At 61.3% G+C, this 20,563-nt stretch carries 17 protein-coding genes; 13 read left to right on the forward strand and 4 right to left on the reverse strand.

What is annotated here, in order from left to right; genetic code table 11:
• Positions 1-49 precede the first annotated feature (49 nt).
• The 13 genes from BLR31_RS03290 to trxA all read left to right on the forward strand — a co-directional run bounded on the left by BLR31_RS03290 (position 50) and on the right by trxA (position 16,952).
• Positions 50-769 (forward strand): response regulator transcription factor, encoded by a 720-nt coding sequence (locus BLR31_RS03290; protein WP_090592104.1) that lies wholly within the window; start codon positions 50-52, stop codon positions 767-769.
• Positions 770-877: 108 nt separating this feature from the next.
• Positions 878-2,668, forward strand: coding sequence for a sensor histidine kinase (locus BLR31_RS03295; protein ID WP_244504928.1), 1,791 nt, complete (start codon positions 878-880; stop codon positions 2,666-2,668).
• Positions 2,665-3,132: an HPr kinase/phosphorylase gene (locus BLR31_RS03300; protein WP_176762485.1), complete on the forward strand. Its 468-nt coding sequence runs from the start codon at positions 2,665-2,667 to the stop codon at positions 3,130-3,132. Before BLR31_RS03295 ends, BLR31_RS03300 begins: the two co-directional genes overlap by 4 nt.
• A gap of 119 nt (positions 3,133-3,251) precedes the next feature.
• Complete coding sequence (locus tag BLR31_RS03305; RefSeq protein WP_090591442.1) at positions 3,252-3,650, forward strand: PTS sugar transporter subunit IIA; 399 nt, start codon at positions 3,252-3,254, stop codon at positions 3,648-3,650.
• Positions 3,647-3,967 (forward strand): HPr family phosphocarrier protein, encoded by a 321-nt coding sequence (locus BLR31_RS03310; protein WP_090591446.1) that lies wholly within the window; start codon positions 3,647-3,649, stop codon positions 3,965-3,967. Before BLR31_RS03305 ends, BLR31_RS03310 begins: the two co-directional genes overlap by 4 nt.
• A 67-nt stretch (positions 3,968-4,034) precedes the next feature.
• Positions 4,035-4,559, forward strand: coding sequence for a DUF2937 family protein (locus BLR31_RS03315; protein ID WP_090591449.1), 525 nt, complete (start codon positions 4,035-4,037; stop codon positions 4,557-4,559).
• Positions 4,560-4,666: 107 nt separating this feature from the next.
• Positions 4,667-6,085 (forward strand): adenosylhomocysteinase, encoded by a 1,419-nt coding sequence (gene ahcY, locus BLR31_RS03320; RefSeq protein ID WP_090591452.1) that lies wholly within the window; start codon positions 4,667-4,669, stop codon positions 6,083-6,085.
• A gap of 306 nt (positions 6,086-6,391) precedes the next feature.
• On the forward strand, positions 6,392-8,806 hold the full coding sequence (locus tag BLR31_RS03325; RefSeq protein WP_176762486.1) for a sensor histidine kinase: 2,415 nt from the start codon (positions 6,392-6,394) through the stop codon (positions 8,804-8,806).
• A 2-nt stretch (positions 8,807-8,808) separates the two neighbouring features.
• On the forward strand, positions 8,809-9,282 hold the full coding sequence (tsaE, locus tag BLR31_RS03330; protein WP_090591458.1) for a tRNA (adenosine(37)-N6)-threonylcarbamoyltransferase complex ATPase subunit type 1 TsaE: 474 nt from the start codon (positions 8,809-8,811) through the stop codon (positions 9,280-9,282).
• Between the two features lie 3 nt (positions 9,283-9,285).
• The gene (locus BLR31_RS03335; RefSeq protein WP_090591462.1) at positions 9,286-10,014 is read left to right on the forward strand and encodes a nucleotidyltransferase family protein; all 729 of its coding nucleotides are present in this window, start codon (positions 9,286-9,288) and stop codon (positions 10,012-10,014) included.
• Positions 10,014-13,088 carry a double-strand break repair protein AddB gene (addB, locus tag BLR31_RS03340; RefSeq protein WP_090591466.1) on the forward strand — a complete coding sequence of 1,025 codons (3,075 nt, stop codon included), beginning with the start codon at positions 10,014-10,016 and terminating at the stop codon, positions 13,086-13,088. The genes BLR31_RS03335 and addB overlap by 1 nt, the downstream gene beginning before the upstream one ends.
• Complete coding sequence (gene addA / locus BLR31_RS03345) at positions 13,088-16,549, forward strand: double-strand break repair helicase AddA (protein ID WP_176762487.1); 3,462 nt, start codon at positions 13,088-13,090, stop codon at positions 16,547-16,549. The genes addB and addA overlap by 1 nt, the downstream gene beginning before the upstream one ends.
• A gap of 79 nt (positions 16,550-16,628) precedes the next feature.
• Positions 16,629-16,952, forward strand: a complete 324-nt coding sequence (gene trxA / locus BLR31_RS03350) for a thioredoxin (protein WP_090591474.1) — start codon at positions 16,629-16,631, stop codon at positions 16,950-16,952.
• Between the two features lie 52 nt (positions 16,953-17,004).
• Here the strand turns inward: trxA and BLR31_RS03355 are convergent, their stop codons facing one another.
• From BLR31_RS03355 to BLR31_RS03370, 4 genes are all read right to left on the reverse strand, one after another.
• Positions 17,005-18,297, reverse strand: a complete 1,293-nt coding sequence (locus tag BLR31_RS03355) for a bifunctional folylpolyglutamate synthase/dihydrofolate synthase (RefSeq protein WP_090592111.1) — start codon at positions 18,295-18,297, stop codon at positions 17,005-17,007.
• 24 nt (positions 18,298-18,321) lie between these two features.
• On the reverse strand, positions 18,322-19,317 hold the full coding sequence (gene accD, locus BLR31_RS03360; protein WP_090591478.1) for an acetyl-CoA carboxylase, carboxyltransferase subunit beta: 996 nt from the start codon (positions 19,315-19,317) through the stop codon (positions 18,322-18,324).
• A 91-nt stretch (positions 19,318-19,408) separates the two neighbouring features.
• Positions 19,409-20,236: a tryptophan synthase subunit alpha gene (gene trpA, locus BLR31_RS03365; protein ID WP_090591481.1), complete on the reverse strand. Its 828-nt coding sequence runs from the start codon at positions 20,234-20,236 to the stop codon at positions 19,409-19,411.
• A gap of 135 nt (positions 20,237-20,371) precedes the next feature.
• Positions 20,372-20,554, reverse strand: coding sequence for a hypothetical protein (locus tag BLR31_RS03370; RefSeq protein WP_090591485.1), 183 nt, complete (start codon positions 20,552-20,554; stop codon positions 20,372-20,374).
• Positions 20,555-20,563 lie beyond the last annotated feature (9 nt).

Below are 20,563 nucleotides of genomic sequence, written 5' to 3' on the forward strand. Positions count from 1 at the left end.
TGGCCCCGCGACAATATCTGCCAGACCTCAACAACAAGAAGGGATGTCCATGCCCAAGATCGCTCTAGTCGACGACGACCGCAATATTCTGACCTCGGTGTCTATGACCCTCGAAGCCGAAGGATATCAGGTCGCGACGTTTACAGACGGCGCATCGGGACTTGACGGACTGACGTCCGAGCGGCCGGATCTGGCCATTCTCGATATCAAGATGCCTCGGATGGACGGCATGGAACTGTTGCGTCGCTTGCGCCAGAAGTCCGACGTGCCGGTGATCTTTCTCACATCCAAGGACGAAGAGATCGACGAATTGTTCGGGCTCAAGATGGGCGCCGACGATTTTATCACCAAGCCTTTCTCCCAGCGCTTGCTCGTTGAGCGCGTCAAGGCTGTGCTTCGTCGTGCCGCCGCGCCCAAAGAGCCGGGGAGCGCTGCGACCGTAAACGGGGAAGACGGCATCCCCAAGACCTCTCTCGAACGTGGGTCGCTGGTCATGGACCAGGAGCGCCATACCTGCACCTGGAAGGGTCAGCGGGTTACGCTCACGGTCACCGAGTTCCTGATCCTTCTCGCCCTGGCCCAGCGCCCCGGCGTCGTCAAAAGCCGTAACGCCTTGATGGATGCGGCATATGACGATCAGGTCTATGTCGACGATCGCACCATTGACAGCCATATCAAGCGCCTGCGCAAGAAGTTCAAAAGCGTTGACGACAGCTTCGATATGATCGAAACGCTCTATGGCGTTGGCTATCGCTTCAAGGAACAATAGAGCGCCATCCCGACAGGCGGATGCCGTTTATTCGGGCTTCGGAGCATTTGCGCTCTCCGCTGATTGTTGCGGGACAACGCGCCAGACACCCGAGACTATAGGTCCTCAGTGGACGCAAGCGAACCGATCATAGACCGGGAACCGGTCTCCAAAGGCGAACAGAAAGCCAGGGCTGCCGAGGACCGCCGCGCGGCCCGGCGCCCATTCATGCGTCCGGTGTTCGCGTTCTTCCGCGGCATCGGGCGGGTGATCAATTTCACCTTTTTTTCTTCCCTCACCCGACGGATCGTCATTCTCAACCTCGTGGCACTTGCCGCGCTGGTGGCGGGGATCATGTATCTCAACTCCTTCCGCTCGGGCCTGATCGACGTCCGCGTCTCGGCGTTGAGGGTGCAGGGCGAGATCATCGCGGCTGCCATCGCCGCCTCGGCGACAGCGGATTCGACATCGATTACTGTCAATCCCGATCGCTTGCTCGAGCTTTACATGGGCGAATACGCCTCACCCTATTCGCTTTTCGATCCCACGCTTGAGTTCCCCATTAGCCCCGAACGGGTCGCGCCGCTGTTGCGCAATCTGGTGACCCCGACCGGAACGCGCGCCCGGATTTACGGCCGCGATGGCATGCTGATCCTCGACAGCAACAATATCTTTGCCAGCGGCGAAATCCTCGGTGCGACCGACACGTCAGACGTTCCAGAAGAGCCATCATGGTGGGATGGCTTAGGGACATGGTTCTCCCATTTGCTGCGCGGCGGAAATTATCCGCTCTATTTAGAACACCGCCCGCATGAGGGCCTCAACTATCCCGAAGTGGCTGCAGCCTTGAATGGCTCGCCGGCCGATATCGTACGCGTGGATCCGCGCGGCCAGCTCGTTGTCTCGGTGGCCATTCCCGTCCAGCGGCAGCGTAACGTCGTGGGAGCGCTGCTGCTCTCGACGAGCCCCGGCGAAATCGACGCCATCGTGGCTCAGGAGCGTTGGTCGATCCTGAGACTTGCGCTCGTCGCATCGCTCGTCACCGGCACGCTTTCGGCGCTTATGGCCGGCACTATCGCCGGGCCTATGCGGCGGCTGTCGGCGGCAGCCGATCGCGTTCAATCTTCCATGAAGGCGCGTGCCGAAATCCCCGACTACACCGACCGCTCCGACGAAATCGGCCATCTGTCGGGATCGCTGCGCGCCATGACCAACGCGCTCTATAACCGCATCGAGGCCATCGAACGGTTCGCGGCCGATGTGGCGCACGAACTGAAAAATCCGCTCACCTCGCTCCGCAGCGCGGTTGAAACGCTGCCCCTTGCCAAAAACGAGCGTGACCGGCAGCGTCTTGTCGATATCATCCAGCACGACGTGCGCCGTCTCGATCGCCTGATTTCCGATATCTCCAACGCCAGCCGCATCGACGCTGAACTGGCTCGGGAAAACACGGAGACTGTCGATCTCGGCCAGCTGGCCGAAGCCATCGTGTCGATACAGTCCGATCTCGCCGCGAGCCGTGGGGTCAACGTCGTTTTGGCAAATAAGGCAAATAAGCTCGCACCGCTGGTCAAGGGCCACGATACACGGCTGGCGCAGGTGTTCACCAATCTGATCGACAACGCTGTCTCGTTTTCGCCTGAAGGCGGCACCGTAACGGTGGAAATTGGCGTGGACAACGATACGGTCTGGACAAAGGTCCTCGATGAAGGACCGGGTATCACCGGCGATACCGAAAAGGTTTTCCAGCGCTTTTATACCGATCGCCCCGAAGGCGAGAGTTTTGGCGATCACTCGGGTCTGGGTCTTTCGATCTCCCGCCAGATCGCTCAGGCGCACCAGGGTACGCTTGACGCGGGCAACCGAACCGATGCAACTGGTGCTGTATTCACCTTCACGCTACCACGGGCCAAATCTTGACCTCTGAGCGCCACAATACCCACGGCACGGGCATTCTTATCGGCCATCACGGCATTTTGCTCACCGGTGTTTCGGGCGCAGGCAAATCGCTTCTGGCAATCGACCTGCTTGAACAAGCCCGTCTGCGTGGTGAAACGGCATTGCTGATTTCGGATGATCGCGTGCTCCTTTCAGTCGATGAAGATGGGCTCGTCATGGAGCCGGCCCCCAATATCGAAGGCATGATCGAATTGCGGGGGCGCGGCATCATCAATCTGCCGTTCGCGCGGGAAGCGCATGTCCATCTCGTTGTCGACCTCGTCGACGATGAAGAGCGCCTGCTCGAGGAATCGGCATTGACCACCAAAATGCATGGCATCTGGGTGCCGCGATGCCCTGTCCCGCGCCGCGGACGCGTCGATGGCCTGCACCAGCGCTTCCTCGTTCATGCAGCATTAAGGGCATTGGGCGCCAATCTGGGATAAAGTATTTGGTCAGGCGTGCCGTTCAACCAGTGGACGGGCCTAGAAAAGACTTGTATCGCGCGCTCAGGCGATAAAAACTCCAGCCGGTTGCTGCTGGCCAGTAAAGGGATTTAGCGACGATGATTGGCATGGTGCTTGTGACCCATGGCAGACTTGCCGACGAATTCCGTTCAGCGCTTGAACATGTCGTCGGACCTCAGGAGCGCGTCGCCACCGTTTGTATCGGGCCTGATGACGACATGGAGGGACGTCGCACCGACATCATCACCGCCGTAGAGACCGTCGATGATGGCAGCGGTGTGGTGATCCTCACAGACATGTTCGGCGGCACGCCATCCAACCTTGCCATTTCGGTCATGCAGGATCGCGACATCGAGGTGATTGCGGGGCTTAACCTGCCCATGGTGGTCAAACTCGCCCGCGTACGCGGCGAAATGGACATGCGCGAGGCAGTCCGATTTGCAGCCGAGGCCGGTCGTAAGTATATTAATGTGGCGAACGACGTTCTGGGCAAATGAACTCTACAGTCACCGAACCTGGCCGGGCCGTGTGCCAAAGGCTGACGATCTGCAACAAGCGCGGCCTCCACGCACGCGCATCGGCTCGGTTTGTCCGCATGGCGGATCATTTCGATGCACAGGTTTCAGTCACCCGTGACGGCGTCACGGTTGGCGGTACCTCGATTATGGGGCTCATGATGCTGGCGGCCGGGCCCGGATCGACCATTCTGGTCCAGGCAACAGGTCGCCAAGCGCGCGAAGCCGTCGAGGCGCTGACAGAGTTGGTCGGCAACGGATTTGACGAAGACAATGAGGGCGCCGCCGAAACGCCCTGATGGCGGCATCTTTTGATGCCACGCTAGGGCATATCCCCAAGGCAACGACAAGGAGCGCCAAACCGCCATGTTCAAGCGCATTGTCTGCCTTTTGGGCGCCACTCTGGGCGGGGTAACGCTCTCCCAAGCGCCAGAATACACCCAACAATATAGTCAGAGGCTGGCCGGCGCGGTCGATGAGCTCTCGGCGATCATCGCCCAGTTCGACCAAGATGCTGCCGGTTTCGGTTTGACGCGCGAAGAGGGGCTCGAACGCTATCAGGAAAGCCCGGACGCCTTTTTGGCCGAACGCGGGATTTCCATGGAGGCCGTCTTTAGCCGTCATGAGCGTTTGTCCACCCAGCTTGCCCAATTGCGCGAGGCGAGCCCGGCGACCCGCGCCATGTCGCTGGCGCAATATTTCGACACAGACGTGGGGGCCGCGGCGCTTGAGGATTTCCGCCCTGCCATTCCCGTCACCATCGATGGTCTGACCTTCACCGCGATCGGACTGATCATGGGCTATGCGCTGTTCTGGGGCGGCGCGACGACGGCCACGGCCCCATTCCGCCGCCGACGCCCGAGGGTGAAGGTCAGCCGGATTGCGCGTTGATCCCAGGGATATAAATCTTTCTTTATATCCCGGTTGCCCGTCTGACGCCCCTGGCGTATAAGGCTGCAGACCCATCAACATCTATTTTGAGAGCGGAGAACGGGCGTATGAGCGCGGCTTCCCAGGATTTTTCTGTCCAAGACTATGCTGTTCGCGACATTTCCCTTGCCGGCTATGGCCGCAAGGAAATCGAGATGGCTGAAATCGAAATGCCCGGCCTCATGGCCATAAGGGCAGAATACGCCGATCGCCAACCTTTGAAGGGTGCGCGGATCGCCGGTTCGCTGCACATGACAATCCAGACCGCCGTCTTGATCGAAACGCTCGTGGCTCTGGGCGCCGAAGTGCGCTGGGCCTCGTGCAATATCTTTTCGACGCAGGACCATGCGGCAGCCGCTATTGCCGCAGCCGGCATCCCGGTCTTTGCCCATAAGGGCGAGACCCTGGAAGAATACTGGGAATTTGCCGACCGCATCCTCGATTGGGGCAATGGCGAAGTCGCCAACATGATCCTCGATGATGGTGGCGATGCCACCATGCTGGTTTTGCTGGGCGCAAAAGCCGAAAGCGATCCGTCGGTTCTGGCCAATCCCGGCAATGAGGAAGAGGAAGCCTTCTTTGCCACCATCAAGCGTCGCATAGCGCGCGAACCGGGCTTTTATTCAAAGTGCCGCGCCGCGATCAAAGGTGTCTCGGAAGAAACGACAACCGGCGTCATGCGGCTCTATCAGCTGCAGCAAAAGGGCGATCTGCCGTTCCCTGCCATCAACGTCAACGACTCGGTCACCAAGTCCAAATTCGACAATCGTTATGGCTGCCGCGAAAGCCTTGTCGATGCCATTCGACGCGGCACGGACGTGATGATGGCCGGCAAGGTCGCCATCGTTTGCGGCTATGGCGACGTGGGCAAGGGCTCGGCAGAATCCCTGCGCGGCGCTGGTGCGCGCGTTCTGGTCACCGAAATTGACCCGATCTGCGCGCTCCAGGCTGCCATGGACGGCTATGAGGTGGTGACGCTCGAAGACGCCATCGAACGCGCCGACATCGTCGTGACTGCCACTGGCAACCGCGACGTCCTGACCATCGACCACATGCGCCGGACCAAACACATGGCGATCGTGTGCAATATCGGCCATTTCGATAATGAAATTCAGGTCGCCGCCCTGCGCAACCTCAAATGGGACAACGTAAAGCCGCAGGTCGACCTCGTCGAGTTCCCGGACGGCAAGAAGATGATCCTTTTGTCCGAAGGTCGTTTGGTCAATCTCGGCAACGCAACCGGTCACCCGTCCTTTGTGATGAGCGCGTCGTTCTCGAACCAGACGCTCGCCCAGATCGAACTCTGGACCAAAGGCGAAGAGTACGACAACCAGGTCTATATCCTGCCCAAGCATCTCGATGAAAAGGTCGCCAGGCTGCATCTGGGAAAGCTCGGCGCGAAACTGACCCAATTGTCGCCCGAACAGGCCGCTTATATCGGCATCGAACAGAACGGCCCTTTCAAGAGCGAGCACTATCGCTACTGATTTCGGCCGGAGACGCGAATTCGCCAAGGGCGCTTCTTGTGGAGCGCCCTTTTTTGTTAACCTTTTCTTAGGAACAAATCAGGATCGAAGCATCGGCATCTGGGGACGCAAGCCCTAAGTTATCCACCGGCCCACAGTTTGACTCTTTTTCGCGATTCGCCGCGCGGTTATGGTTAACTGATTCGGGGGCCCGTCTTGGCAGCCCCATGGGCAGTCAAGGTCAAATCATTGAACGAGGGGGCATTTCGAATGCAGCCGGCACGATTCCGGAAACATACGGGATTCGTAGCAATTTGCGCTGGTTGCGTGGCCCTCACTACGGTTACGCCCGCGCTCGGCGCCCCCATTCTCGCAGCGTCCATGTCCGGGGTCGCCCCCTATGCCCTTATGTTGGGTGCGGCCGGGTTCGGCCTCATGGGGTCGATGATGGCGCTCCGATGGCGTCGTGAGGCCGAAGCGGCACGCGCCGATGCCAGCGAGCGCGTGGGCGCTATGCGCGCTGCACTCGATGAGTTTGAAACGCTGCTCTCCGGCATGCCCGAAGTTACCATCATATGGCGCGACACCGGCATCGAGCCAGCGGTCCTTGGCCCTATTTCGAGCCTTCTGCCTGGCGAAAACCGGGCGCATGCCGTCCTAGAATTCCGGTCCTGGCTGGAAGACGATGCGGCCCGCAGCCTTGCGGCGCGGCTCACCGATCTGCGAATCGAGGGCAAGGTATTTGAAACCTCGGTCACCGCCCGCGACGGGCGTATCATCAGGGCGACGGGGCGTCTCGTGGGCGGAGCAGCGGTTGTCCGGTTAAGGTCCTCCGGTGCCATGGTCGAGCCGCCCCTGCGTGCCGACGCCATGACGCGATTGCCATCGCCCGCCGAGGCGCAGGGCATTCTCGCCAACCTCACGATCCCGGCCTGGCTCCGCGACAAGGATGGCGTTCTCGTTTATACCAACGCTGCCTATCTTCACTTCACCCGCACTCTTGGTCTCAAAGGCGAACGCGGCACGGCGCCGGACATTTTCGACGCTGAAGCGCGTGAGCGGCATCTCAAATCACTCGAAGACGCAGCCGATACCATCGCCTTTACCGAACAGCACCATCTGGCCGGTGGGCTCGATCTTGTCCTGTTCCCGCTCTCGGGCGGCAGCGCAGGTTATTGCTATCTCCCCATCGCGCGGCCCAAATCCAAAGAGCCCGAAAACAACGAGCCCGATCTGGGGCATTTGACGACGGTTATCGACGCCCTCGCGACACCGATCGCCGTGTTTGATAAGCGCCGGCAACTGACCCACTACAATACCGCTTATGCGCGGTTTTGGGGCCTCGACACCGGCTGGCTCAATACAGCGCCCGACGAAAAGGCCATCCTCGACCGCCTGCGCACCCAAGGCATGCTGCCCGCCGAAACCGATTATCGCGACTGGCGCGCCAAGCATTTGATGAGCTACGCGCTGACCAGTCCGCGCGAAGTCCCGTGGTATCTACCCGATGGGCGCAGCGCCAATGTGATTGCAGCTCCCGCCACCGGCACGGGCGGCGTGATCTACGTCTTTGAGGACATGACCGAGCGCCTCGAACTCGAAACGCGCCACAACGCCCTGATCCACGTGCAGCGCGAAACGCTAAACGCGCTGTCGGAAGGCGTCGCGGTGTTCGGAACCAACGGGCGCCTCAAGCTCCACAATCCACGACTGTCGCTCCTGTGGAAACTGCCCATGAATACGCTGGGCAGCCATCCTCATATCGACGACATGGCGCGCGCATGCGGCGAGACCTTCCCCGAGGACGGCAAGCGCATCTGGGCTGACCTGAAACAGCGCATCATCGATCTCAATCCCACGCGATCCGACACCAAGGGCCGCATCAGTCGCGCCGATGGGCGGCTTCTCGACTACGCAGTGGTACGCCTGCCCGATGGGCAAACCATGATGACGTTCGTCGATGTCTCTGAAAGCGCCAATTACGAGCGCGTCCTTAAGGAGCGCAACGAGGCCCTGATCGCCGCCGATCGGCTCAAAGATACATTCGTTCAGAACGTTTCCTACGAGCTGCGCTCGCCGCTGACCAATATCATCGGCTTTGCCGATCTGCTGGCGTCAGACGAATTCGGTCCGCTTAACGAAAAGCAGCGCACCTACACCGACTATATCCGTTCGTCCTCGGCCAATCTCGGTCTTCTGATTGACAACATTCTCGATCTTGCGACAGTCGATGCCGGTATCGCCCAGCTCAATCCCGAAGTGCTCGACATTTTTACCCTGATCGATAGAGCCCGCGCCGGCATGGCAGCGACGTTTGTCGGTTCGGACGATCCGGTCGATCTTACCGTGGAAGTGGAAGACAACCTCCCCACTTTCGTTGCCGACGGTACGCGCATCGTGCAGGTGCTCTATAATCTCCTTTCCAATGCCGCACGCTTTTCAGATCCTGGCTCGGAAGTGCGCCTGAAAGTTGCGGCACGCGGTCCCGACCGCATCGCCTTTGCAGTCGAGGACGATGGCGTGGGCATCCCCGAAGACATGCGCAACGCCATGTTCCAGCGCTTCGAGGGCCAGTCGGTCGAAGGCCGACAGCGCGGTGCGGGCCTGGGCCTCGCCATCGTCAAGACCTTCGTCAACCTGCATGGCGGCACGGTGCTGATCGAAAGCCGTGAGCCGCGCGGCACCCGCGTCACCGTCATCCTGCCGGCCAATGCTGCGCTGGCCCTCAACGCCGGCGAATAGCGATGCTTGCGCTATTTGCGCCAGATGATGCAGCGACCGCCGCTATAGGGGCTGCGCTGGCCGATGTCCTCGCCCCCGGTGACGTCATAGCCCTTGACGGCGACCTTGGTACCGGCAAGACCGCCCTCGCGCGGGCCATCATTCGCGCTCGCCTGGGCGACCCCGATCACGAGGTGCCCTCGCCGACCTTTGCCATCATCCAGCCATATCCCGGTATCACCCACGCCGATCTCTATCGACTTGCCGACGAGAGCGAGATTTTCGAGCTTGGATTGTTCGATGACGAAGACGCCATTCTCCTCGTCGAATGGCCGCAGCGTGCACCTATCCTCTTTGACCGCGACGGTTTGAAGATCACGCTTGAAATGGCCGAAGGTGGCGCCGGGCGTAGCATCGGCATCAAACCCATGGGCCATCGCGACATTGCCCCCATCGCCGCCGCGCTTGCGCCCTGGGTGCAAGAACGCTTCAATTGAACCATGCCCGATTCGCTTGTCATCCCTGATGTGATGCTGATGGCCGCCGGCCTTGGTACGCGCATGCGCCCCCTCACCTTCGATACGCCGAAGGCGCTGATCAACGTCGCGGGCAAGCCGCTCATCGACCACGTGATCGACGCCGCCATCGCCGAAGGCTGCACGCGGTTCGTGGTCAACGCCCACCACAAAGCCGAGCAGATCACCGCCCACATGGCGCGCCTATCTGCCGCGCTGCCCGATTTTTCATTCACGGTAAGCCTCGAGGCCGATCGCTTGCTCGATACCGGCGGGGGGCTGCGCAAAGCATTGCCGCTCTTGGAGAGCGATCCCATCCTGACGCTCAATACCGACAGCTTCTGGCTGCCGGGCAGTGATCGTCCAATTGCGCGGCTTTCCGACGCTTACGCGAAGGGCGACGCCGACGTTGTACTGCTCTGCGTTGCGCCCGACAATGCGTCGGGCTTTCGCAAAGGCGCCGACTATCTGATGGCCGCCGATGGGACACTGTCGAAAACCGAGGGTCGCCCGGTCGTCTATGCCGGTGCAGCGATGATCTCGCGGGATTTGGCCGACCAGGGGCCCGATATTGCCTTTTCGCTCTATCGTCATTTCGAGACGGCACGCGAAAACAGGCGGCTCAAGGGCGTTGTGATCGAAACCCGCTGGTTCCATGTCGGCGATCCCCAGGCGCTCGATCGCACCGCGCAGGATATCGGCGCGCTCGTCTGATGGCCCGCCCTGGCTCGATCTCTTCGATAGCCCCCCACGCTCCGTTTCTGCCTACCCTGGCCGACGCGCTGGTGTCGGGCACCATTCTGCCCAACTGGCGACGCGAGGGCCCCTTCTGGCTCTCGGACATGACCATCTACCTACCGACCCGGCGTGCCGCGACCAGGCTTTCGCGGCTGATCGCCGAGAGGCTGGGCGATCAGCCTATGCTCCTGCCGGATATCCGCCCGCTGGGCGGTGAGGACCCAGCACAGGAACCCTTCCTGCCGCCCTATGAGCCGATCACGCTCCCCCCGCCGATCAACCGCTTCAAGCGGCGGCTGTTGCTGGCCGAACTCGTTGAGAAATGGCTGGCGACCCAACGCGGTGCCACAGCCTTTTCGGCGCCCGGTCTTGGCGGCCATTCCGGCCCGCCCAACAGCGCCGAGATTTTGGCCCTGGCCGATACGCTGGGCACGCTGATCGACGATTTTGCCATCGCGCGCATCGAACCGTCTCGCCTTGCAGAAATCGATGACGCCCAATTGGCCGGCCAGTTCCAAGCCAATCTCGATTTCGTTTCGTTCGTTCTGGGCGCTTGGCCTTCGATCCTTGAAGCTGAGGGCGAAATGGAAGCCGCCAGCCGCACCAATGCGCTGCTCGAACGCAAGGCTGCTTCGCTATCGACCGTCCACGGCGACCGCCCGGTGATCGTTGCCGGCTCGACTGGTTCGATTCCCACCACTGCCGATCTCATCGCGGCAATCGCCGATTTGCCCAACGGCGCGGTGGTTCTCGCCGGGCTCGATACGACGATGGATGTATCAACCGCCGAAATCCTGCGCGATCCCCGAAAGAACCCGCACGGCCATCCGCAATACGGGCTCATCCGCCTGTTGCGACGGTTGGGCACGCCGCCGGAGGCGGTCATCGAACTCGCCCAGGCACCTTCACCGCGCACCGACAGCCTCAACGCGGCGCTCGGCCTCCCCGACGCCACGGCCGATTGGGCACGTTTCGCTGCCGACCGCGCTAAAGATTTGTCGATGGCAGCCAACGATTTGAGTCTGCTGCGCGCCAAAACGCCGGAGGAAGAAGCCCGCGCCATTGCGCTGTGCGTCCACGATGCACTGGCCAAACACCTCTCGGTGGCCATCATCGCCCCCGACCAGACGCTGGCCCGCCGGATTTGCGCGGAACTCGCCCGGTTCGATATCGCACTCGACGACGCCGCCGGCACGCCGCTCACGCGTTCACGTGCCGGTCGGCTGGTGCGCCAGGCAGTGACTGTGCTCGCCAATGGCCTCGACCCGGTCGATCTGATGGCGCTTTTGCGCAATCGGCACGTGACAGTCGGGCTTGGCCGTGCGGTGGTCGCGCCCGCTGCCGAGAGCCTCGAAATGGGTGCGCTGCGTGGCCAGCGCCCCCTCCCCGGCTTCGATGGCCTGCGCCGCGCCATTGCCGATAATCTCGAAAAACGCACGCCCTATCCTGCCCAGCGCCTCAACGCCGAGAGCGCCACAGAGGCTCTGGCCCTGCTTGATGCCATCGAAGCGGCGCTCGAACCCCTCTCAAGCCTCCTTGCTGGCCCCTTCAGCGCCAGCGGGTTGGCCACGGCGATTGCCGAAACGATGGAGCGCCTGCGCCTACAAGGGCCGGACGAAACCATCGCAGCGCTCGAAGGCGAAGACGAACTCGATCGCTGGCTGGAACTGGCCCAGTCCCAGGGGGATCGCGGCCCGCGCTTTGCGCCTTCGGGACTGGCCCTGGCCCTGGAAGGCCTGATGGCCGGACCGAGCGTTCGCCCAAGGCGGCCCGACGCCGAAGACGTTGTCCTCTTCGGACGTCTCGAAGCCCGGCTGATGGGCGCTGACCGGATGATCCTTGCGGGCATGACGGAATCGGTCTGGCCCGAAATTGCCGATCCCGGCCCTTGGATGAGCCGGGGCATGCGGCTGGCCGTCGGTCTCGAGCCGCCTGAAAAACTCCATGGCCTTGCCGCTCATGATTTTCTCATGGCTGCCGGAACAGGCGAAGTGGTTTTTACCCTTCCCGAGCGCTCGGGCACCGCGCCCGCCACGCCCTCGCGACTGATCCAGCGCATTGAGGCGCTGTTGGGCGATGCGCTCACAAAGGACATGGAGGCGCGTGGTGGCCACTTCGTCGACCAGGCGCGGCGGCTTGATGCCACGGGCGTCCCGCCCCGCCCCGCCGGGCGCCCGGCCCCAAATCCGCCGGCCAGCGTGCGTCCCAGATCGCTTTCAATCACTGAAGCCGAGACGCTGCTGCGCTCGCCCTATGATATCTATGCGCGCTACGTGCTCGGCCTGCGGCGCATCGACCCCTTGGGCGCCGATCCCGACTACGCCGAGCGCGGCAACCTGATCCACGACATTCTTGGCGATTTCATTCATAATGGCCACGATCCCCTGGCCCGTAACGCCTTCGCGATCATCATGGATCTGGCGCATGGGCACTACGCCCGTCTCGACGCCCTGCCCTCGCGCCGCGATCTTTGGCTCAAGCGGTTCGAAGCCATTGCAGAGGCATTTCTGGAGTTTGAGCGCCAGCGCACCCATATCGCCATCCGGCGCGCCGAGGTCAGCGGCAAGATCGAACTCCCCTTCGATAGCGCACTGTTCACTCTGCGCGGTCGAGCCGACAGGATTGATAGAGGGGTCTTGGGCACGCTCGAAATCATCGATTTCAAGACAGGCCAGGCGCCTCAGCCCAAGGAAATGAAGCAGTTCTTTGCGCCGCAACTGCCGCTCGAGGCCAAGATGGCAGAGCTTGGTGCGTTCGGGCCGGATTTGGCGCACAGGACCGAGGCGATGAGCTTTATCAAGCTCTCCCACGGCCCCGAGGCGCTAAAGCCCACCCGGTTTGCTGCTGCCGATGGCATGAGCCTTGGCGATATGGTCGAGGAAACCTTCGCCCGCTTCCAGCGCCATGTCGAGGTTATGCTCTTGCGCGACGGTCTGCCCATGCCGGCCCGCGTGCTTCCGAAGGCCAGCCAGCGCTTCAAGGGCGATTACGACCATCTGGCCCGCACCGAGGAATGGACGCTACTCGACGTCGGCGAGGACGAGAGCTGATGGCCGAACGCCGCGAACCCCTTTCCGTCCCACCCGATACCAAGGCGACACAGGCTCGGGTGATCGCCCCGCGTGCACATGCCTGGGTTTCGGCCAATGCCGGTTCGGGCAAAACCTATGTTCTTTCGCGGCGTGTGCTCCGCCTTTTGCTTGATGGTGCCCAGCCTGAAGCGATTTTGTGCCTCACTTATACAAAGGCGGCCGCTGCGGAGATGCGCCATCGCGTCACGACCATCCTTGCCGGTTGGGCGCGTGTTGACGACGTCAAGTTAGAGAGCGATCTCACCGAATTGCTCAGCGCACGGCCGAGCGCGGCGGAAACATTGCGCGCGCGTAGCCTGTTCGCCCATGCACTCGATACGCCCGGCGGGCTCAAGATCAATACGATCCACGCCTTTTGCGAAGCCGTGCTGCAGCGGTTTCCCCGTGAGGCGGGCGTGCCGGTCAATTTTGCTGTGATCGAAGAGCGCGCTGCCGCCGACCTTTTGAAGGACGCCCGCGAGGAAACCCTCGCCGAGGGACTAACGGCGCCAGACGCGACCGGCGACGCGGTCCGCACCCTTTTTGCGGCGCTTAGCGACAGCCAGATTGAAACCGCCCTTGCCCATTGCCTCGCCAATGCGCGTAAGCTGGGTGCAATCCTCTCGAACCCCGAAGCGTCGATTGGCGCGTTGACGCAGAGCCTTGGCCTTCGTCCCGGAGAAACTCTCGAGAAGTTTGAGGCCGAAGCGCTTGCCGGCATGCTTGTGCCGGTGTCCGACTGGCCAAAAATTTTCGAGATCTGTCCCCCGGATGGCGAGAAGAAGCGCTTCGAGGACAAGCTCGACCGTATCGACCCGGCCAATCCCACTCTCAAGGAGCTATTTGGCGCCTATCTCAAAGCCGATGGCACGGTGCCGGCAAAGTTTCCCAAGTCCGATTTCGCCAAGCGCGATGCCGGGCTCGCCGATCGTCTTGCCGCCGAAGCCGCGAGGCTCGCCCAGTGCCACGACCGCCGCCGCGCCCTGGTCATCGCCGAAAATTCGGCCGCCTTGACCCGGGTTCTTGCAGCGATTGTATCGCGCTATGAAGCGCAAAAACGTGCGCGCTCGCTCATGGACTTCGACGATCTTGTAGCCCGCACCGCACAGCTTCTGGCCGATAAAAGCCTCGGCCCATGGGTGCGCTACAAGCTCGACGCCGGGATCGACCATATTCTTGTCGATGAAAGCCAGGATACAAATCCCGAACAATGGGCAGTGATCGACGCGCTGATCGATGATTTCTTTTCCGGCCAAGGCGCCGCGGTGCGCCCCAAGACGGTGTTTGCGGTGGGCGACCCCAAACAATCGATCTATTCCTTCCAGGGCGCCGAACCCCGCCTGTTCGTAGAAAAAGGGCGCTTTTTGCAGCGCCAAGCCGCTGAGGTCGGGCAGTCTTGGCACGATGCAACGCTGCGCACCAGTTTCAGGACGCTGCGCGAAATCCTTGATGGCGTCGATGCGGTGTTCAACCGCTCCGATATCGCAACTGCGCTTTTGGCCGAGCCTGGCGGTATCAGTCATGAAAGCGCGCGCACGCTGACCGGAGGCCAAATCGAAATCTGGTCGCCCCTTGAAAATCCAGAGGCGCCGTCCTTAGGCGCGGATTGGCCCACAGCGCCACTCGAAGGGTTGGCCAGCGCCTCGCGGCAATTGGCCAACCGGATCGCCGATACCATAGCGGGTTGGATCGCCACACGCGCGCCGCTCGGTCCGCGCGGTCGCGCCATTCGGCCCGAAGATATATTGATCCTCGTGCAGAAGCGTCAGGGCATTTTTCCCGAAATCGTCCGGGCACTGAAACTGCGCAATATCGCCAGCCCCGGCGCCGACCGGCTTCCCGTTTCCGCCCATATCGCTATCGATGACCTTTTGGGCCTAGCCGATGTGCTGCTCAATCCCTCCGACGATCTGGCGCTCTCGGCGATCCTCCGGTCGCCCTTGTTCTATCTGTCAGAAGATGAGCTCTATCAACTGGCACAAGGACGTGAGGCCGGGGAACGAGTCTGGGACAGGCTCAAGGCGAGTGAGCTGCCCATTGCCCAAGAGGCCTATGCACGGCTCAAATCCTTGCGAAGCCGTCTCGATTTCGACCGCCCCTATGAGTTTTTCGCCCATGTGCTCTACGCAATGGGCGGCCTGAAGCAATTTCACGCGCGTTTGGGTGAAGAAGTCGACGAGGTGATCTCCGAATTCCTCGATCTGGCGCTCGAACACGAAACCTCCGATCAGCCGTCACTGACAGGGTTCCTTGCGGCTATGCGCGCGTCCGATATCGTGATCAAGCGCGATCTGGCCGCCAACGCCGCTGGCGTGCGTGTCATGACAGTGCATGGAGCCAAGGGGCTTGAAGCGCCTATCGTCATTCTCGCCGATGCCGCCACCAAGCCGAAGGGCGTGAGCGACACCGTCTATTTCGGATCGCACAATGGTGCGCAGTTCCTGCTTTATTGTCCCAACAAGGACGCCCATTGCGCCGCATCGCTCCCGCTTAGGGGCGAACTGGAAATCCGAGCCCAGTCCGAATACTGGCGCAATCTCTATGTCGCCATGACTCGTGCTGAGGACGCGCTCTACGTCGCGGGGGTGAAAGCCGAGACGACGAAAATCGAGGACACCTGGCACGGCGCCATCCGCATGGCGCTCGAAAGCCGGTCCGAGACGTTGCTTGACGCCAATGGCGAGCCAGTGGGGCTGCGATATCCGGAAATCGCCGTCACGCGTCCCTCGGTACCGTCCGTAGAGATTGATGAACGTACGTCATTGGTACCGTTGATCCTTCCAGCCATCACGCGAAGCCAACCTGTATCGGCCCTGACGCCCTCCCGGAGTGATGACATGGCGACCGGCGAAGATGGTCTTACGACGATCGTGGAGACCCTTCTTGATGCACGTAGCGCAAAAAATCGCGGTGTCGCACTACACGCCCTGCTGCAGCATCTGAGCAGCGTACCTCAAGACATTCGCGCCGCTGTCGCGCTTGATGCTGCGCACACGCTTTTACCCGACCATCCGGAACTGGCCGAACCTGTAGCGTCACGCGCTCTTTCGCTTCTGGGCGCACCACATCTGGCCCACATCTTCGGTCCCGATAGCCGTGCCGAAGTGCCGTTTTCGGTTCAGGCTTTCGCCAATGGCCAGCCGGTACGCCTCGAAGGCCGCATCGACCGCCTTGTCGTGTCGACCGACCACGTTCTTATCGTCGATTACAAATCTGACGCCGCGATCCCTGTGACACCCGACGCCGTTCCACCGTCCTATCTCCGCCAACTCGGCCTTTACGCGAAGGTCGCGGCGTGCTTGTTCCCCGGTCATGCGATCGCAACGGCAATTCTTTGGACGGCGACGCAAGAGGTGATGACGCTCCGTCTCGATACTCTCGCTGCCGCCGCCTCCGATGTCACGCTCGCTTCAATGTGGGCGTGCCGCGACTTGAACTAGAGCCCGACTCTGCCTAGCTATAGTGCCACATGCTTGTTTCGGCCCATCATCTTGGGCCAATTCCTGGAAGGTAAGTTTTATGACCGGACACGTCACCGACGCCAATTTCGCCACCGAGGTTCTCGGCTCGACTGAACCCGTACTCGTCGATTTCTGGGCAGAATGGTGCGGTCCATGCCGCGCGATTGCCCCGATTCTTGAGGAAATCTCTGGCGAAATGGCCGGCAAGGTCAAGATCGTCAAGCTCAATGTCGACGAGAACCCCTCGATCGCTGCCCAGTATGGCGTGCGCTCGATCCCGACAATGATCCTCTTCAAGGGCGGCGAAGCCGCTGACATGAAGATCGGCGCGGGAACTCCCAAGGCCGGCCTCGTCAAATGGCTCGAAGGCCACGCCGCTTAAGAACCTCTCGCCGCTCCTTTCGTTTGAGGCGAGTAAAAACGCTCCCGCCCTGTCAGGTCGGGGGCGTTTTGTTTTGCTTGAGCACCGCGCCGGCAAGATAGAGCGATCCGCAAATAACGATCCGCGCGCCGGGATAATGTGCCGCACGCGCAAGCGCCGCAGGCACCGAGCGCGTCACGGCGGTTTCGATCCCGCGCGCCTTGGCAAAGCTGGCCAGCGCCTTGGCCGACAGCGCGCCCGGTTCTCCCGGAATGGGCACGGTAAAGACCTGGCTCGCCATTCCCTCAAAGGCGGCAAAGAAATTGCCCGCATCCTTGGAGGCCATCATGCCACAGATCAGAACCAGCGGGGCCGGGCGCTGGCGATCCATGTCCCTGAGAGACTGGGCCAATACCTTTGCGCCCGCGGCGTTGTGTCCGCCATCGAGCCAAAGCTCCTGGCTGTCTTCGATATAGGCATTAAGCGCGCCGCGCAGCGGGGTAAGCCGTGCCGGCCAGACGACGGCTTTCAGCCCGGCCGCAATCGCCTTTTCGTCATCTGCGAGCCCGAAATGGCGCAAGGCGGCAATAGCCAGCGCCGCGTTATCGATCTGATGCGCGCCATTGAGCGCCGGTAAGGGGAGATCGAGCAGCCCGTTTTCGTCCTGATAGACCAGTTTGCCGCGCTGGGAAAACCCGTCGAAATCCACCCCCGCAACGAACGGCGCCACCCCATGGGCCCGCGCTTCGTTCTCGATCACCGTCATCGCCTCGTCAAGTTGGCGCGCCACGACAAGCGGACTGTCGCGCTTGATGATCCCGGCCTTGGCCGATGCAATCTCGGCGATCGTCTCGCCCAGAAACTGCGTATGGTCCGAAGATATCGGGGTGATCACCGTCCCGAACGGCTTTGCGATGACATTGGTGGAGTCGAACCGCCCACCCAGCCCCACCTCTAAAAGCAGATAATCGGCCTTGACCCGCGAAAACAAAAGAAACGCAGCCGCCGTGGTGATCTCGAAAAAGGTGATCGGCTTGCCGCCATTGGCGTGCTCGCACTCTTCGAGCGCAGCGTTCAGAGCCCGCGTCGAAACCAGCGCTCCGGCGAGCCTTATACGTTCGCGAAAGGCGACGAGATGGGGGGAGGTGTAGACGTGGACCCGCTTGCCCTGCGCTTCAAGCATGGCACGCAGATAGGCTATGGTCGAGCCTTTGCCGTTGGTGCCCGCGACATGGATTACGGGGGGCAATCGGTCCTGCGGGCGCCCGATGGCCCCAAGCATGCGCTCGGTACGCCCAAGCTCAAGATCGATGAGCTTGGGGTGTAGCGTTAAAAGGCGTTTGAGTATCGCGTCAGTCCGGGACACCGGCACGCCCTTATACTGTCTGGTCTATTCGGCGTGCCCGGCAACCGGCGTATTGGCCAGAAGGTCGTCGTCACTGTCCGCTTCGGCGGCCACTGCAGCGTCGCGCATGGTGACACCGGTGGCCGTGGCGGCAATCGTCATCGGCCGTGCTGCAGGGATCGCGTCGTTGACCGGCGCCTTGGTCAAAAGCCCAATGAGCGACCCGATGGTCGAGCGCAGATTGTGGCGATGGACGACCATGTCGACCATGCCGTGCTCATAGAGATATTCCGACCGCTGGAAACCCTTGGGGAGTTTTTCGCGAATGGTCTGCTCGATCACGCGCGGACCGGCAAAGCAGATCAGCGCACCCGGTTCGGCGATCTGGACATCGCCCAGCATCGCATAAGAGGCGGTAACGCCGCCGGTAGTCGGGTTGGTCAGAACGACGATATAGGGCAGGCCAGCTTCGCGCAGGCGCTGTACGGCAACTGTGGTGCGCGGCATCTGCATCAGGGACAGAATCCCCTCTTGCATGCGCGCGCCGCCTGAAGCCGTGAAGATAACGAACGGCAGTCCGCGATCGACGGCGGTTTCCAGGCCTGTAACGATGGCGGAACCCGCCGCCATGCCAAGCGAACCCAGCATGAAATCGCCATCCTGGACGGTGACCACGGTTTCCTGGCCATAAAGCTTGCCAACGGCGACCAGCACGGCATCTTCGGTTCCGGTCTTGGTCCGAGCTTCCTTGAGCCGGTCGGAATAGCGCTTGGTGTCGCGGAATTTCAGCGGATCGGCCACGACGGAGGGCAGATCGATCTTGGTGTAATGCCCATCGTCGAAGAAATGCGCCAACCGATCAGTCGGCTTGATCTTCATGTGGTAGCCCGAATTGGGCACTACCCATTGATTGGCTTCAAGGTCGCGGTGAAACACCATCTCACCGGTCTCGGGGCACTTGACCCAGAGATTGTCCTCGACCTCGCGGCGATTGAGGAAAGAGCGGATTTTGGGGCGGACGACGTTGTCGATCCAGTTCATCTTTGTCTCTCAGCCTAGATTGGTCTGTGTCAGCGCCACGTGGACGCCTTTTCGGTTGCCGATGATGTAGGTCGCAATTGTGGCAATACTATCAGCTTCTCGCAGCGCGCGCACCCTGTGACAGCGTGCGGACCAGATTGTGAACAGCCTCGGCCGTCTTCGGTGTGGAACGGCCTGCATCAAGGCTCTGTTCCACGGCAGTTACAAGCGCCGAACCCACGACGACACCGTCGGCGTCACGCCCGATCAACTGTGCGTCTTCGGCGGTCTTGATGCCGAAACCGACCGCGACGGGCAGACTCGTGTGCGATTTGATGCGGTTGACGGCCTCGCCGACCGCCGCGCGGTTCTTGATTTCCGCGCCGGTTATCCCGGTCATCGAAACGTAATAGACAAAGCCCGACGAGTTTCCCAATACGGTCTCAAGCCGTGCATCATCTGTGGTGGGCGTCGTCAGCCGGATGAAATTAAGGCCTGCCTTAAGCGCAGGCAGGCACAATTCATCGTCTTCCTCGGCGGGCAGATCAACGACGATCAGCCCGTCGACACCGATCCTGGCCGCTTCGGCAAGGAATGCGTCGACGCCAAAGATGTAAATGGGGTTGTAATAGCCCATCAGAACGATCGGCGTTTCATCGTCTATCTTGCGAAAGCGCTCGACCATGGCGAGGGTCTTGGCAAGCGTCATGCCCGATTTCAGCGCACGCTGGCCGGCGAGCTGGATGGCAACACCATCGGCCATGGGGTCGGAAAACGGCATGCCCAGTTCGATGACATCGGCACCTGCCGCCGGGAGGCCCGCAAGGATCGCATCGGCCGTCGTCTCGTCGGGATCACCCGCCATGACGAATGAAACGAATGCGGGACGGTTTTCGGCGCGGGTCTTTTCAAACCGTCTGTCGATGCGCGTTACGGCCATTGTGTCCCCAATACCCAGGTGAAAGATCGGTGCGCCGGATAAAGGACACGAACCCGCCAAAGTCAACACCGCCAAAGAAAAAGGCACCCGCGGCGGCGGATGCCTTTTCGTCGTCGTCAACACTGATGTTCAGGGTTACTTGCCGTTGAACGAGGTGTTGAAGGCGTACGCAGCGATGGATTCACGCGACAGGCCACGGGCGCGAAGCGCATCATCGGAAAGACCCGAAAGTTCGCTGTAGAGGTTCGACGCATGACGAGCGCGGCCCACATCGCCAAAGAACCCTGAAATGCTGTCAAAAACGCGATTGCGTGCCATGTGTCGTTC

Origin of the sequence: Pelagibacterium luteolum (genome assembly GCF_900100665.1) — a bacterium.
In the GTDB taxonomy this organism is placed as follows: Bacteria; Pseudomonadota; Alphaproteobacteria; order Rhizobiales; family Devosiaceae; genus Pelagibacterium; species Pelagibacterium luteolum.